13 protein-coding genes, 1 tRNA gene and 1 pseudogene are annotated in these 14,947 nt (G+C 47.9%); 10 read left to right on the top strand and 5 right to left on the bottom strand.

Features of this window, described 5'->3' with window-relative positions; genetic code table 11:
- The first annotated feature begins 231 nt into the window (after positions 1 to 231).
- Positions 232 to 1,572 carry a long-chain fatty acid transporter FadL gene (gene fadL / locus FFT88_RS10035; protein WP_130221962.1) on the top strand — a complete coding sequence of 447 codons (1,341 nt, stop codon included), beginning with the start codon at positions 232 to 234 and terminating at the stop codon, positions 1,570 to 1,572.
- A gap of 61 nt (positions 1,573 to 1,633) precedes the next feature.
- On the opposite strand, the gene mlaA is transcribed toward fadL, so the two are convergent.
- Both mlaA and FFT88_RS10045 read right to left on the bottom strand, forming a co-directional pair.
- A complete protein-coding gene (mlaA, locus tag FFT88_RS10040) occupies positions 1,634 to 2,389 on the bottom strand; it encodes a phospholipid-binding lipoprotein MlaA (protein ID WP_135404678.1) in 756 nt (251 codons plus the stop codon).
- Positions 2,390 to 2,415: 26 nt separating this feature from the next.
- A complete protein-coding gene (locus FFT88_RS10045) occupies positions 2,416 to 2,604 on the bottom strand; it encodes a hypothetical protein (RefSeq protein WP_130221963.1) in 189 nt (62 codons plus the stop codon).
- Positions 2,605 to 2,682: 78 nt separating this feature from the next.
- On the opposite strand from FFT88_RS10045, the gene FFT88_RS10050 reads away from it, so the two are divergent.
- From FFT88_RS10050 to FFT88_RS10060, 3 genes are all read left to right on the top strand, one after another.
- Entirely contained in the window at positions 2,683 to 3,615 is a 933-nt protein-coding gene (locus tag FFT88_RS10050; RefSeq protein ID WP_135404677.1) for a formate/nitrite transporter family protein, read from the top strand.
- Between the two features lie 75 nt (positions 3,616 to 3,690).
- Positions 3,691 to 3,765 (top strand) — tRNA-Arg (locus FFT88_RS10055).
- Positions 3,766 to 3,939: 174 nt separating this feature from the next.
- Positions 3,940 to 5,109 (top strand): tyrosine-type recombinase/integrase, encoded by a 1,170-nt coding sequence (locus tag FFT88_RS10060; protein WP_135404676.1) that lies wholly within the window; start codon positions 3,940 to 3,942, stop codon positions 5,107 to 5,109.
- A 438-nt stretch (positions 5,110 to 5,547) separates the two neighbouring features.
- Here the strand turns inward: FFT88_RS10060 and FFT88_RS10065 are convergent, their stop codons facing one another.
- Positions 5,548 to 6,576, bottom strand: coding sequence for an acyltransferase (locus FFT88_RS10065; RefSeq protein WP_135404675.1), 1,029 nt, complete (start codon positions 6,574 to 6,576; stop codon positions 5,548 to 5,550).
- Between the two features lie 251 nt (positions 6,577 to 6,827).
- Between FFT88_RS10065 and FFT88_RS10075 the strand changes: the two genes are divergently transcribed.
- Positions 6,828 to 8,069: an IS256-like element IS1414 family transposase gene (locus tag FFT88_RS10075; protein ID WP_135404674.1), complete on the top strand. Its 1,242-nt coding sequence runs from the start codon at positions 6,828 to 6,830 to the stop codon at positions 8,067 to 8,069.
- Here the strand turns inward: FFT88_RS10075 and FFT88_RS10080 are convergent.
- A complete protein-coding gene (locus tag FFT88_RS10080; RefSeq protein ID WP_130216891.1) occupies positions 8,044 to 8,286 on the bottom strand; it encodes a YfdY family protein in 243 nt (80 codons plus the stop codon). The genes FFT88_RS10075 and FFT88_RS10080 overlap by 26 nt on opposite strands.
- Before the next feature lie 351 nt (positions 8,287 to 8,637).
- Here FFT88_RS10080 and lpxP point away from each other — a divergent pair, with 351 nt between their 5' ends.
- Both lpxP and ypdK read left to right on the top strand, forming a co-directional pair.
- On the top strand, positions 8,638 to 9,558 hold the full coding sequence (lpxP, locus tag FFT88_RS10085) for a kdo(2)-lipid IV(A) palmitoleoyltransferase (protein WP_130260687.1): 921 nt from the start codon (positions 8,638 to 8,640) through the stop codon (positions 9,556 to 9,558).
- A 322-nt stretch (positions 9,559 to 9,880) separates the two neighbouring features.
- A complete protein-coding gene (gene ypdK, locus FFT88_RS10090; protein ID WP_010723117.1) occupies positions 9,881 to 9,952 on the top strand; it encodes a membrane protein YpdK in 72 nt (23 codons plus the stop codon).
- A 64-nt stretch (positions 9,953 to 10,016) separates the two neighbouring features.
- Here the strand turns inward: ypdK and alaC are convergent, their stop codons facing one another.
- A complete protein-coding gene (gene alaC, locus FFT88_RS10095) occupies positions 10,017 to 11,255 on the bottom strand; it encodes an alanine transaminase (protein ID WP_135404673.1) in 1,239 nt (412 codons plus the stop codon).
- Positions 11,256 to 11,630: 375 nt separating this feature from the next.
- Here alaC and ypdA point away from each other — a divergent pair.
- The 3 genes and pseudogenes from ypdA to FFT88_RS10110 all read left to right on the top strand — a co-directional run bounded on the left by ypdA (position 11,631) and on the right by FFT88_RS10110 (position 14,946).
- Positions 11,631 to 13,327, top strand: a pseudogene (ypdA, locus tag FFT88_RS10100) (two-component system sensor histidine kinase YpdA).
- Between the two features lie 14 nt (positions 13,328 to 13,341).
- Positions 13,342 to 14,076, top strand: a complete 735-nt coding sequence (ypdB, locus tag FFT88_RS10105) for a two-component system response regulator YpdB (protein WP_135404672.1) — start codon at positions 13,342 to 13,344, stop codon at positions 14,074 to 14,076.
- Between the two features lie 12 nt (positions 14,077 to 14,088).
- On the top strand, positions 14,089 to 14,946 hold the full coding sequence (locus FFT88_RS10110) for an AraC family transcriptional regulator (protein ID WP_130257442.1): 858 nt from the start codon (positions 14,089 to 14,091) through the stop codon (positions 14,944 to 14,946).
- Position 14,947 lies beyond the last annotated feature (1 nt).

The raw sequence follows: 14,947 nt of genomic DNA on the forward strand, positions 1-14,947 counted from the left end.
AAAATTCACCCAAATCTATGAGTGCGCCACCTCCAAATTTTGCCAGCTGGATCGCGTTTCTTAGATCATATTTGAAAAAACATAGAAACATACTTGCAACATTCCATCTGGTCCGACCTATACTCTCGCCACTGGTCTGATTTCTAAGATGTACATCAGACCCTACACTTCGCGCTCCTGTTACAGCACGTAACATAGTTTGTATAAAAATAAATTATTGAGGTTATGGTCATGAGCCAGAAAACCCTGTTTACAAAGTCTGCTATCGCAGTCGCAGTGGCACTTATCTCCACCCAGGCCTGGTCGGCAGGCTTTCAGCTAAACGAATTTTCTTCCTCAGGCCTGGGCCGGGCTTATTCAGGGGAAGGCGCAATTGCCGATGATGCCGGTAACGTCAGCCGTAACCCCGCGTTGATTACCATGTTTGACCGCCCAACTTTTTCAGCGGGCGCGGTTTATATTGATCCGGATGTGAATATCAGCGGAACTTCTCCGTCTGGTCGTAGCCTCGACGCAGATAACATCGCACCTACGGCATGGGTTCCGAACGCACACTTTGTTGCGCCGATTAATGACCAATTTGGTTGGGGGGCTTCCATTACCTCTAACTATGGTCTGGCAACAGAATTTAACGACACTTATGCAGGCGGTTCTGTCGGCGGTACAACTGACCTTGAAACCGTGAACATGAACTTAAGCGGTGCCTACCGCTTAAACAACGCCTGGAGTTTCGGTCTTGGTCTGAACGCCGTCTATGCTCGTGCGAAAATTGAACGTTTCGCGGGCGATCTGGGGCAACTGGTTGCAGGTCAGATTATGCAATCTCCCGCCGGGGCGACTCTACAAGGACAGCAACTGGCAGGCATGGCTAATAGTATCCCAAGCGATGAGAAAATTGCCCATCTGAATGGTAACAAATGGGGCTTTGGCTGGAATGCCGGCATCCTGTATGAACTGGATAAAAATAATCGCTACGCGTTGACCTACCGTTCTGAAGTTAAAATTGACTTCAAAGGTAACTACAGTAGCGATCTGCCAATTGCTATTAACAACTACAATTTCGGTCTGCCAACGGCTACGGGCGGAGCTACGCAGTCAGGTTATCTGACGCTAAATCTGCCTGAAATGTGGGAAGTGTCTGGTTATAACCGTGTCGCGCCGCAGTGGGCGATTCACTATAGTCTGGCTTACACCAGCTGGAGTCAATTCCAGGAGTTGAAAGCTACGTCCACCAGCGGTGATACGCTGTTCCAGAAGCATGAAGGCTTTAAAGATGCTTACCGCATCGCACTGGGTACCACTTATTACTACGATGATAACTGGACCTTCCGTACCGGTATCGCCTTCGATGACAGCCCCGTTCCGGCACAGAACCGTTCGATTTCCATTCCGGATCAGGACCGTTTCTGGCTGAGCGCAGGTACGACATATGCATTTAATAAAGATGCATCTGTCGATGTTGGTGTCTCTTATATGCACGGTCAGAGCGTGAAGATCAACGAAGGCCCGTATCAGTTCGAATCTGAAGGTAAAGCCTGGCTGTTCGGTACTAACTTTAACTACGCGTTCTAATAACACGTTAGTTTAATAACAAAAAAGGTGAGTTTTTCAACTCACCTTTTTTATTGGCTTCTTATTCAGAATCGATATCTTTTAAATCATCCTGAATCGCTTGCGCATTCGGGTTTTCCTGCAGTTTGAGTTCTCCGCCATTGGCGATGAAATCATGACGCTGGAAGTACGCCTCGCGCACCATGACGTAAGGATCGGACGACTGACGAAGCAGGCCATCAGAATCCAGCAGTTGCGCACGCGTTTCGATACCTTCAAGCGTCCATTTACCTACCGACATCGGCCAGGTCAACCACGAAAGCACTGGATAGAGGCCATCAGCCATATCACCGCCGTCATCACGCAGCGTGAAGCTACCGTAGAACGGTAACTGAACATAAGGCCCATACCCCACGCCATAGTGACCGAGCGTGCTACCAAAACGGTGAGGTTCCGTTCGTTGCAGTTTCGGATTCGCCATCCCTGCAACATCAATAAAACCGCCCATCCCCAAAATAGTGTTCAGGAAAAAGCGGGTAAAGTGGACCATCCCCTGATAAGGGTCGCCCTGCAGGAAGTAGTTAACCATCACTGCAGGTTCTTCAAGGTTGCCAGTAAAGTTGCTTAACCCATTACGTGCCGGTTGCGGAACATAATCACGCCACACGACAGCCACCGGTCGAACCACATACGGGTCTAACACATTGAAGTTAAAATTGTACATGGTGCGGTTGAACCCTTCTAACGGGTCAGAACGCCCTTGCTGATCTGTTCCGGAACTCGCACACCCCACCAGAAGCGTAGTTCCCAGAGCAAGCGCCGACAGGCGAAGCTTCATAAATGTCTCCCTGTTTTTTTTATGGCTTATGCAGTTTGCCATCCATGACGGAACGATACCGTATCCGCCTGTTTAGGTGTGGGCGATTGTAACAGCACGCCAAATGATGTCCATACGCCCTGTTTTGCTGATTTGATCATAGCCTGGTAATCACCGACCTGTAGGCTACTTGATTCTATAGAAACAGAAAAAGGCAAACGTTGCCTTTTATTCATTTTCAGAGTAACTCCCGCCAGTTGCGAGCAAAAAAGCCGCTACGCTTTAGCTATACGTGCTAATCAAGAGAACTCACCATGGATAACGATAAAATTGATAAACACAGCGACGAAATTGAAGTCGAGAGTGAAGAAAAAGAGCGCGGAAAAAAAATTGAAATAGATGAAGATCGGCTCCCTTCCCGGGCAATGGCTATCCACGAACATATTCGTCAGGACGGCGAAAAAGAGCTGGAACGCGACGCAATGGCGCTGCTGTGGTCAGCTATTGCAGCAGGTCTGTCGATGGGTGCATCGCTACTGGCAAAAGGGATATTTCATGTCGAACTGGAAGGTGTGCCAGGGAGTTTCTTGCTGGAGAATCTCGGTTATACCTTTGGTTTTATTATCGTTATTATGGCACGCCAGCAATTATTCACCGAGAATACAGTTACCGCGGTACTGCCCGTAATGCAAAAACCGACAATGGGCAATGTTGGTTTATTGCTGCGACTTTGGGGCGTTGTTCTGTTAGGTAATATTCTGGGAACGGGTATTGCGGCGTGGGCTTTTGAGTATATGCCTATTTTTGATGAAGAAACCCGCGATGCGTTTGTCAAAATCGGCATGGATGTGATGAAGAACTCGCCCAGCGAGATGTTTGCCAATGCGATCATTTCCGGCTGGCTAATAGCTACTATGGTATGGATGTTTCCGGCGGCGGGTGCGGCAAAAATAGTAGTGATTATTTTGATGACCTGGCTTATCGCCCTGGGAGACACCACTCATATCGTTGTCGGTTCCGTAGAGATCATCTATCTGGTGTTTAACGGCACACTACACTGGAGCGATTTTGTCTGGCCATTTGCGCTTCCCACTCTGGCGGGAAACATCTGTGGCGGCACCTTTATCTTCGCGTTGATGAGTCATGCGCAAATTCGCAACGACATGAGCAATAAGCGAAAAGAAGATGCACGTCAGAAAGCAGAACGTGCGGAAAACATTAAGAAAAATGATAAAAATCCGGCATAAGTGGCGAGCGTTTAAGCAATCGAGCGGCAGTGTACTTACCCCGCAGTCCATTAGCGGGTATACTCATGCCGCGCTGTCCTCTTAGTTAAATGGATATAACGAGCCCCTCCTAAGGGCTAATTGCAGGTTCGATTCCTGCAGGGGACACCACATCAGCATTACCTCACACTTCCCGACGTTACCGCCCCCCCATCAGCGCTAACCCCAACAACAAATCATCATTACCTGACGTTACCGGACATGTATTGACTCCACCAAACTTTTGCGGGCATATTGCGGGCATATTGCGGGCATAGTCAAAAATGACCACGGAATTATGCCCACATGCTTACCGTTAAGCAGATCGACGCCGCAAAACCTACCGACAAGTCATACCGCCTTGCTGACTCCGGTGGCCTGTTCTTGTTCGTCCCGCCATCCGGGAAAAATATCTGGCGCATGCGGTACCGGTTCGAAGGAAAAGAAAAGACGCTGGTAATCGGCCCATATCCGGAGATCACCCTCACTGAAGCCAGGGCAAAGCAGTCTGAAGCAAAAATGAAGCTGCTTAACGGGGTGGACCCTGCCGAGCAGAAGCAGGCTATAAAGAAGAAAGAGAAAGAGGCTGTCGCGGATTCGTTCGAGGATATCTTCAGGGAGTGGCACGCCCACAAATCAAAGGTATGGTCGAAGGGCTATGCGGATGAAATGCTGAGGATGTTTGATGATGACGTTCTGCCGATCATCGGTCACTTAAGTATGGATGATGTGGAGCCAATGGTTTTGCTGAAGGTGATACGGAACTTCGAGGACAGAGGGGCAATGGAGCGCGCGGACAAAGCGCGGCGCAGGTGCGGGGAAGTATTTAGCTATGCGATAGTTACCGGCCGGGCCAAATACAACCCTTCAAGAGACCTTGCCGGCGCTATGCGTGGCTACCAAAAAGAGAACTATCCTTTCCTTCCAATGCATCGTATCCACGAATTCCGGCGGGCAATGAATGCCTATGGCGGATGGATTATTATAAAGATAGCGGCGCAGGTGTTGCACTATACAGCCATGCGTACCGTCGAGCTTCGCTCGCTGGCATGGACAGGAATCGATTTTGAAAACAGATTAATCAGCGTTGATCCGTCGGTGATGAAGGGGAGAAAGCTGCACGTCGTGCCAATGTCAGATCAAGTTGTTGAACTCTTCAGGTTCCTGAAGCAGGTCACCGGGCAGTATGAGCTTTGCTTCCCTGGCAGAAATAACAGAAAGAAACCTATCAGCGAAAACTCCGTTCTTGGCCTTATCCGTAACATTGGTTATGAAGGTCAAACATGCGGACACGGATTCCGTCACCAATTCAGCACGGTGCTGAATGAAAAGCACTGGAATAGTGATGCCATAGAAATGCAGCTTGCCCACGTCAGCGGTGGAACGCGCTCAATTTACAACCATGCCGCCTATCTCGATACCCGTCGTGAAATGATGCAGTTCTGGGCAGACTGGCTTGATGAAAAGGTGGCATAGCGCCACCCATCACATCACTGGCACATCGTCGAACTCACCACTCCTGGCATCGTTCAGTATCCATGCCACCACTCCGATAACCCACACATCTCTAAATGTCTCTTCCTCAAAATTTTTTCATCATCCGTTATTAAGGATTTGCCTCACGCTAGTGTGAACTGCATCTGGCAGAAGCCTGCAATCAGTGATCTCGCGCCACCAATCACCGGTATGTCTTGCTGGAAATGAACATCCTCCCAATGTTTATATAAGACATGATGATGGGTTTATTTTGAATATTTTTTTCGAGATTTAGATAGAGTAAATAATATTATTATCGCAACCACTTCGGATGGTTATTATATATAAATAGAATTTGTTGATGAGAAATTTAGCCAGTCGCTTAAACACACCACTTCCGCTCGAATAAGTGGGAGGGTGTGTTTAAGTTTGTTAATTTTATAATGACTCTTCAATCTTCTGACTTTTTATTTTATTGATTGTTTTCTTAGATCTTAGAAAAGGCTTTTCAATATAATGCCATGAAATAGATGCCAACATTAATGTTAAGGCAAGGCTTATTATCATGCTAGTGTAGAACCCTACATTAGCGGCATTAATTATGACTTGCTGAACAGGAAATGCATATACATATATACCATATGAATAGTCAAATTTCCCACAGATTATTTTATCTTTGAAAGAAACACCTATACATATAGTCAGAACCGTAAAGAATATATACCCAGCAATTTTATGATCTACATCTGTAGAACATGTGGCAAAGTAAAACCCGAGAATGATAATTAAAAATGACTTTACGTAGATTTTATTCCAATGCTGCAATGACATAGCCATTGAAGCTCCTAGGAAAAAGCACATCCCCCTCGTAACAAACAAATGAACCGGGACGTTAAAGAAGTAGTCAGTGTACCCAGTCTTAATTACATATAGCGATGCAACAAAGAACATAGAAAATATTATAGGGTAAACTCTTGGAGTCTTAAACGCACTGACAACCAGACCTATAATCAAATAACAAGAAAATTCAACAGGAAGAGACCAAAGACTACCCAGCATACTTGAGCTATAGATAAACCCGCTTGCAATATCATTTGTGGGAGCATTTTGTAAAATTATCGTCTGAATTATCCGTGTAAATACACCAGATGAAAAATACGTACTCAAATCATCTATTTTAATCAACGACCCCAATATTATAAAAACAAATATAGAACATGGTATTAGCGCAGGAAATATTCTTCTGCATCTTTTCGACATAAAGTCAACAAAATCATTAGACCTCAATCCAGATTGGCTTATTAAAAAACCAGAAATTGCAAAAAAAATGATTACAGCTAGGCCGCCATAACTTTCAAGGTTTGCAATGACTGGTTCGCTGAGACCTGACAGCGCATAGTGATGCGAGTAAAGCACCATCAGTGCTGCAGTTAGCCTAATGATATCAAAGCAATTATTTCTATGCATTATAGTACCATCAAAAGATAGCCATCGACGTAATGGCTATAACAATATGTTTTAGCTATTAATAGTTACATAAAATGCTAAGAAATTCAATGCAATCAGATTATTCTTACCTCTCCCTTAACGCTATAATGCCAGTCAGTTAAGCAACTGACTGGCTCTTTTTCGGGGCTGTGGGGTATGAGCCTGTACATAGATTTGTGTAATTGCCTGATTTTGATATGTTCAATCCAGCATCAAATGAAGGTTAATTTATGGACGAAAAACAGTTACAGGCTCTGGCTAACGAACTGGCCAAAAACCTCAAGACCCCTGAAGACCTAAGTCAGTTTGATCGGCTGCTGAAAAAGCTCAGCGTTGAAGCCGCTCTCAATGCAGAGATGACACACCATCTTGGGTATGAGAAAAATCAGTCCAGACCAGGAGCTAACTCCCGCAACGGTTATTCCACAAAGACCGTTATCACAGGCGACGGTCCACTGAAACTGCGTACTCCGCGCGATCGTGACGGTACCTTCGAACCACAACTAGTAAAGAAAAATCAGACCCGTATTACCGGGATGGATAACCAGATCCTCTCGTTGTATGCCAAAGGGATGACCACCCGTGAGATAGCTGCTGCGTTCAAAGAACTGTATGACGCAGATGTTTCACCGGCACTGATATCAAAGGTTACCGATGCCGTGATGGAGCAGGTTGTAGAATGGCAAAACCGACCACTGGATGCTGTTTACCCCATTGTTTATCTTGACTGTATCGTCCTGAAAGTTCGGCAGGACAGTCGCGTCATCAACAAATCGGTGTTCCTGGCACTGGGCATCAATATCGAAGGTCAGAAAGAACTGCTGGGTATGTGGCTGGCCGAAAATGAAGGGGCGAAGTTCTGGCTCAATGTGCTGACTGAACTGAAAAACCGCGGTCTGAACGATATCCTCATCGCCTGTGTGGATGGCCTGAAAGGCTTCCCGGATGCCATCAACACAGTATATCCGAAGGCCCGCATCCAGTTATGCATCGTGCATATGATGCGCAACAGCCTGCGCTTCGTGTCATGGAAGGACTACAAAGCCGTCACTCGCGACCTGAAAGCGATTTATCAGGCTCCCACGGAAGAGGCAGGCCAGCAGGCACTGGAAGCGTTCGCTGCGGCCTGGGACAGTCGCTATCCTCAGATAAGCCGAAGCTGGCAGGCTAACTGGCCGAATCTTGCCACGTTCTTCGCTTATCCAACGGACATCCGCAAAGTGATCTATACGACGAATGCCATCGAGTCGCTAAACAGCGTGATCCGCCATGCGATCAAAAAGCGTAAAGTGTTCCCGACAGACGACTCGGTGAAAAAAGTGGTGTGGCTGGCAATCCAGTCTGCGTCCCAGAAATGGACGATGCCGTTGAAGGACTGGCGAATGGCAATGAGCCGCTTTATTATCGAGTTCGGTGACCGCCTGGGACACCATGTTAACGTCTTGATTACCGCCTTCCATACCCCACCATAAAGCGAATCATCAATCCGCAGGCTGGTGCAAGAAACATAAATATTCCCGTGACCAACTCATTGCCACTGGTTAACCACATCGTGGAGTAATAAATGAGTGCGGCAAGGATGACCATACCGAAAAATGAAGAGACAGCAGAAACTACGTTTAATACCTGACCGATATATCCGCTAACGCAGACGATACACAGGGCGAGAAACATCCATAAATAAATCATAGCTCAACCTCCTGCCGTGCTAAAAAACGTGTTACTTCAATTACTCCAATAGTAAGACAATTCTTAACCACTGGCAATTTCAGCAAAATATCAATAAAAACAATACATTATCAACATAACTATAAATCACTGAAAAATATTCACTTGAGTGATAAATAATCAGTAGCTGAAAATAATCAGCTGGTGATAAAATAGAAATACCGTATTCATGCTCCTCGTGGTTATGTCCTGACTAGTCTTTACACTCTTTACAGGAACCATTGTCGTACATGATGGCCCAATCAATTGAGTGTACCGCTGTAGACATGGAATCTTCTGCGATACAACAATTCGTATCTACAGAAGGTAACTATGTTTCCACAATGCAAATTTTCCCGCGAGTTCCTGCATCCTCGCTACTGGCTGACGTGGTTTGGTCTTGGCGTACTCTGGCTTTGGGTACAACTTCCTTACCCTGTTCTGTGCTTCCTTGGCACGCGTATCGGCACAATGGCCAGACCGTTCTTGAAACGTCGCGAATCCATCGCCTGCAAAAACCTTGAGCTTTGCTTCCCGCTGCTTTCCTCCGAAGAGCGCGAGAAGATGATTACTGACAACTTTCGCTCGCTCGGAATGGCGTTGGTAGAAACTGGAATGGCGTGGTTCTGGCCAGATCGTCGCGTGCGTAAATGGTTTGATGTCGAAGGGCTGGATAACCTGCAACGCGCGCAAATGCAAAATCGTGGCGTGATGGTTGTCGGTGTGCACTTTATGTCGCTGGAATTGGGTGGCCGCGTAATGGGGCTTTGCCAACCGATGATGGCAACTTACCGTCCGCATAATAATCAACTGATGGAATGGGTACAAACCCGTGGTCGCATGCGTTCCAATAAAGCGATGATCGGTAGAAATAATCTGCGCGGCATTGTCAGTGCGCTGAAAAAAGGTGAAGCCGTATGGTTTGCACCTGACCAGGATTATGGTCGTAAAGGTAGCTCCTTCGCGCCGTTCTTTGCGGTAGAAAATGTTGCTACAACCAATGGCACCTACGTTCTCTCTCGCCTCTCTGGCGCAGCTATGCTAACTGTGACGATGGTACGAAAAACCGATTATAGCGGTTACCGTCTGTTTATTACGCCAGAAATGGAAGGCTATCCGGCTGATGAAATTCAGGCCGCCGCCTATATGAACAAAATTATTGAGAAAGAGATTATGCGCGCACCAGAGCAGTATCTCTGGATCCATCGCCGCTTCAAAACGCGTCCGGTGGGTGAAGCCTCGTTATACGTTTAACAAATAACCCAGGCTTTTTCCCTCCTCAGATAAGCCATAATAACATCATGGTTTTTATGGCTTTTTTCTTAAGATTTTTCCCTTCGCTGAATCGTGAATTATTACTTCCAGAAATCAATCTGTCGCCGATATGAGACACTCGTAAGTTACTAAAAGTAAATAAGAAAATGCCACTTGTTTCGATTTAGTTTTAGGCGTACATTAGCGCCGTCTCGAGCCAATATGCTCAGAATTCTGAGGTGATGCCCGCGGGTGTCAGCTCACTGTAACAGGTGTAATGAAGTCATTCAGGCGTAACAGTAATTACGCGGAGAGATGTAAAGTGAAATATTTCTTTATGGGCATTTCTTTTATGGTCATCGTTTGGGCCGGTACTTTTGCCCTGATGATCTAAAAGTAAACTGCGAAACGAAAAACAGGAGCCATCAGGCTCCTGTTTGCATTTCTGGCGATGGTGTTTATTCCGCGTTTTCGGGAATATGTTTGCTGCTGGCGGGCAGTAAACCGTCAGCGCGGAACATCGCTTTAATCCCACGAATCGCCTGACGAATACGGTCGCGGTTTTCAATCAGCGCAAAGCGTACATGCGTGTCGCCGTAGTCGCCAAAGCCGATGCCGGGTGAGACACAAACCTTCGCTTCGTTAAGCAGCTTCTTGGCAAATTCCAGCGAGCCCATTGCCGCATACGGTTCCGGGATTTTCGCCCAGACATACATCGAGGCTTTCGGCATTTCAACCATCCAGCCCGCTTCATGCAGCCCTTTTACCAGCACATCGCGGCGACGCTTATACTGTTCGGCAATATCACGCACACACTGCTGATCGCCTTCCAGCGCCGCGATGGCGGCAACCTGTAATGGCGTAAAGGTGCCGTAATCGTGATAGCTTTTGATGCGCGCCAACGCGCTGACCAGTGTTTTATTGCCGACCATAAAGCCGATACGCCAGCCCGCCATATTGTAGCTTTTCGACAGCGTAAAGAACTCGACCGCTACGTCACGTGCGCCCGGCACCTGCATGATTGACGGCGCTTTCCAGCCATCGTAGACGATATCCGCATAGGCCAGGTCATGGACCACCAGTACATCGTAGCGTTTCGCCAGCGCCACTACTTTTTCGAAAAACTCCAGTTCCACGCATTGCGCGGTTGGGTTTGACGGGAAGCCAAGGATCATCATCTTTGGTTTCGGATAACTTTCACGAATAGCGCGTTCCAGTTCGTTGAAGAAATCGACACCTTCCACCAGCGGCACTGAACGTACCTGAGCACCAGCAATCACCGCGCCATAAATATGAATGGGGTAGCTTGGATTCGGTACCAGCACGGTGTCACCGTGATCCAGCGTCGCCAGCATCAGGTGCGCCAGCCCCTCTTTCGAACCGATGGTGACGATGGCTTCTGATTCCGGGTCGATTTCAACGTCGTAACGTTCCTGATACCAGCGGGAAATCGCGCGACGTAACCGAGGAATACCGCGCGAGGTGGAGTAACCGTGTGTGTCCGGTCGCTGCGCCACAGTACATAATTTTTCGACAATATGCGGCGGGGTCGCGCCGTCCGGGTTGCCCATACTGAAATCGATAATATCTTCGCCGCGACGACGCGCAGCCATCTTCAGTTCAGCGGTAATGTTAAAAACGTAGGGCGGGAGACGATCAATGCGCGTAAAGCGACGTTCAGGGCGAGTGTCAGCCATAATTTCCTCAGATTAACGTTAGCGCCCGGACCGTCCGAGCGACGCTGCCACGATGGTGGCTGTTTTGAAAATAGCCTGATTAATTTCTGTCTGTCCAGCGTTTTGGAAAATTTTTATCAATGCGAAAAAAGAGGAACAAAACCTTAAAAACAGGAAAGTCAGATTCGCCAACAAGAAAATTATCACCCATTACATTAACAATATAATTTCAATAAATTTACTAATTGGCTTGATGCTGACAAGAGATGTATTGCCAGTACATCATTTATCTTTCAATCCCCTTTTAAATTTGTGGTTTTTCCTCAAAAGTAGCGCACTGGTCATCAGCCTTCAGGTTACCTATCATAGAGGTTTAAACCTTATTCAGAGTCACCCGTGCACGAAATATTCAACATGCTGCTGGCGGTCTTCGATCGGGCAGCGCTAATGCTTATCTGCCTGTTTTTCCTCATTCGTATCCGCCTGTTTCGCGAGCTGTTGCACAAGTCGCTCACTCAGCGAAAGAGCTACTCGCTGTTACCGCCATTTTCTCGATGTTCGCCTTGTTCAGCACCTGGTCCGGCGTACCGGTGGAAGGTTCGCTGGTTAACGTGCGTATTATTGCGGTGATGTCAGGCGGGATTCTGTTTGGCCCGTGGGTAGGCATTATTACCGGGGTAATTGCGGGTATTCACCGTTATTTAATTGATATCGGCGGCGTGACGGCTATCCCCTGCTTTATCACCAGTATTCTGGCGGGATGCATCTCTGGTTGGATCAACCTGAAAATCCCTAAAGCGCAGCGTTGGCGCGTCGGTATTCTCGGCGGCATGCTCTGTGAAACGTTGACCATGATTCTGGTGATTGTCTGGGCGCCGACCACTGAGCTGGGGCTGGATATCGTCTCCAAAATCGGTATCCCGATGATCCTCGGCAGTGTCTGTATCGGCTTTATTGTGCTGCTGGTACAAAGCGTTGAGGGAGAAAAAGAAGCCAGTGCCGCGCGCCAGGCCAAGCTGGCGCTGGATATCGCCAATAAAACCCTGCCGCTGTTTCGCCATGTGAATAGCGAATCATTACGTAAAGTTTGCGAAATTATCCGCGATGACATTCACGCTGACGCGGTGGCAATCACCAATACCGATCATGTGCTGGCGTATGTCGGCGTGGGCGAACACAACTATCAGAATGGCGATGACTTCATTAGCCCGACTACCCGCCAGGCGATGAATTACGGGAAAATCATTATTAAAAACAATGATGAAGCCCACCGCACACCAGAGATTCATTCCATGCTGGTGATCCCATTGTGGGAGAAAGGCGTGGTGACCGGAACACTGAAAATTTACTACTGCCACGCGCACCAGATTACGTCATCATTACAGGAAATGGCGGTCGGTCTGTCGCAAATCATCTCTACCCAACTGGAGGTTTCTCGCGCCGAGCAGCTACGTGAAATGGCAAATAAGGCAGAGCTTCGCGCCCTGCAAAGCAAAATTAATCCCCATTTTCTGTTTAACGCTCTGAACGCTATTTCATCGTCGATTCGTCTGAATCCAGACACTGCTCGCCAGCTAATCTTTAATTTGTCGCGCTATCTGCGCTATAACATTGAATTAAAAGACGATGAGCAAATTGATATCAAAAAAGAGCTGTACCAAATTAAAGACTATATCGCCATTGAGCAGGCCCGCTTTGGCGACAAGCTGACGGTTATCTATGATATTGATGAAGAGGTGAATTGCTGTATTCCCAGTCTGCTGATCCAGCCGTTGGTGGAGAACGCCATTGTCCACGGTATTCAGCCTTGCAAGGGAAAAGGGGTTGTCACCATCAGCGTTGCGGAGTGCGGTAATCGGGTCCGTATTGCGGTAAGAGATACCGGGCATGGCATCGATCCAAAGGTGATTGAGCGGGTCGAAGCGAATGAAATGCCGGGCAATAAAATCGGTCTGCTGAATGTGCATCATCGCGTGAAGTTGTTATATGGCGAGGGGCTGCATATCCGCCGCCTGGAACCAGGAACGGAAATTGCGTTTTACATTCCTAACCAACGCCCCCCTGTCGCCTCACAGGCTACGTTATTGCTTTGAGCCGGAGTGATATTGTGAAAGTCATCATTGTTGAAGACGAATTCCTGGCACAACAGGAACTTAGCTGGCTTATTAAAGAGCACAGCCAGATGGAGATTGTCGGCACCTTTGACGACGGTCTGGACGTGTTGAAGTTTTTGCAGCATAACCGCGTCGACGCCATTTTTCTGGATATCAATATTCCGTCGCTGGATGGCGTGCTGCTGGCACAAAACATCAGCCAGTTCGCCCATAAGCCGTTTATTGTGTTTATCACCGCGTGGAAAGAACATGCGGTGGAAGCGTTTGAACTGGAGGCGTTTGACTACATTCTCAAACCGTATCAGGAGTCACGGATTACCGGGATGCTGCAAAAGCTGGAAGCCGCCTGGCAGCAACAACAAACCAGCAGTACGCCCCCTGTGCCGTTAACGCGTGAGAATGACACCATCAATCTGGTGAAAGATGAACGCCTCATCGTGACGCCGGTCAATGATATCTACTACGCCGAAGCGCACGAGAAAATGACCTTTGTCTATACGCGGCGTGAATCTTATGTGATGCCAATGAACATCACCGAGTTTTGCAGCAAACTGCCGTCGTCGCACTTTTTCCGCTGCCATCGCTCGTTTTGCGTCAACCTGAACAAAATCCGCGAGATAGAACCGTGGTTTAATAATACCTATATTCTGCGGCTGAAAGATCTGGATTTTGAAGTGCCAGTCAGCCGCAGCAAAGTTAAAGAATTCCGCCAGTTAATGCATCTGTAATCGGGAACTTTCATGAAAGCAGCAGGCTTGCCCGCCGATCAACAATTTTTCGCCGATCTGTTCAGCGGCCTGGTGCTTAACCCGCAACTGCTTGGGCGCGTCTGGTTTGCCTGCCAGCCCGCCTCGCTGCCGGTGGGTAGTTTATGTATTGATTTTCCCCGACTGGATATTGTGCTGCGCGGCGAATATGGCAATCTGCTGGAAGCAAAGCAGCAGCGTATGGTGGAAGGAGAAATGCTGTTTATTCCGGCGCGCGCGGCTAATTTACCGGTCAACCACAAACCGGTAATGCTGTTAAGCCTGGTGTTTGCGCCGACCTGGCTGGGGTTATCGTTTTACGATAGCCGCACCACGTCGTTGTTGCATCCGGTTCGCCAGATCCAACTTCCCAGCCTGCAACGCGGCGAAGGTGAAGCAATGCTTACCGCCCTCACCCATCTCAGCCGTTCGCCGCTGGAGCAGAGTATCATTCAACCGTTGGTGTTAAGTTTGCTGCATCTTTGCCGCAACGTGGTCAACATGCCACCGGGCAATTCGCAACCGCGCGGCGATTTTCTCTACCACAGCATTTGTAACTGGGTTCAGGATAACTACGCCCAACCACTCACCCGCGAGAGTGTGGCGCAGTTTTTTAATATCACGCCCAATCATCTGTCAAAACTGTTTGCGCAGCATGGGACGATGCGTTTTATCGAGTATGTTCGCTGGGTACGAATGGCAAAAGCGAGGATGATTTTGCAAAAATATCATCTGTCGATTCATGAAGTGGCGCAGCGTTGCGGGTTTCCGGATAGCGACTATTTTTGTCGCGTTTTCCGGCGTCAGTTTGGTCTGACGCCGGGAGAGTACAGCGCACGTTTTCAGGGCTAAC

This window comes from Escherichia sp. E4930 (assembly GCF_005845405.1).
In the GTDB taxonomy this organism is placed as follows: Bacteria; Pseudomonadota; Gammaproteobacteria; order Enterobacterales; family Enterobacteriaceae; genus Escherichia.

What these genes read in the sequence shown, in the direction of transcription:
- FFT88_RS10110 (WP_130257442.1), top strand. Translation starts at nt 14,089, where the DNA reads ATGAAAGCAGCAGGCTTGCCCGCCGATCAACAATTTTTCGCCGATCTG.
- FFT88_RS10065 (WP_135404675.1), bottom strand. Translation starts at nt 6,576, where the DNA reads ATGCATAGAAATAATTGCTTTGATATCATTAGGCTAACTGCAGCACTG.
- fadL (WP_130221962.1), top strand. Translation starts at nt 232, where the DNA reads ATGAGCCAGAAAACCCTGTTTACAAAGTCTGCTATCGCAGTCGCAGTG.
- FFT88_RS10080 (WP_130216891.1), bottom strand. Translation starts at nt 8,286, where the DNA reads ATGATTTATTTATGGATGTTTCTCGCCCTGTGTATCGTCTGCGTTAGC.
- alaC (WP_135404673.1), bottom strand. Translation starts at nt 11,255, where the DNA reads ATGGCTGACACTCGCCCTGAACGTCGCTTTACGCGCATTGATCGTCTC.
- FFT88_RS10060 (WP_135404676.1), top strand. Translation starts at nt 3,940, where the DNA reads ATGCTTACCGTTAAGCAGATCGACGCCGCAAAACCTACCGACAAGTCA.
- FFT88_RS10075 (WP_135404674.1), top strand. Translation starts at nt 6,828, where the DNA reads ATGGACGAAAAACAGTTACAGGCTCTGGCTAACGAACTGGCCAAAAAC.
- FFT88_RS10050 (WP_135404677.1), top strand. Translation starts at nt 2,683, where the DNA reads ATGGATAACGATAAAATTGATAAACACAGCGACGAAATTGAAGTCGAG.
- lpxP (WP_130260687.1), top strand. Translation starts at nt 8,638, where the DNA reads ATGTTTCCACAATGCAAATTTTCCCGCGAGTTCCTGCATCCTCGCTAC.
- mlaA (WP_135404678.1), bottom strand. Translation starts at nt 2,389, where the DNA reads ATGAAGCTTCGCCTGTCGGCGCTTGCTCTGGGAACTACGCTTCTGGTG.
- FFT88_RS10045 (WP_130221963.1), bottom strand. Translation starts at nt 2,604, where the DNA reads ATGAATAAAAGGCAACGTTTGCCTTTTTCTGTTTCTATAGAATCAAGT.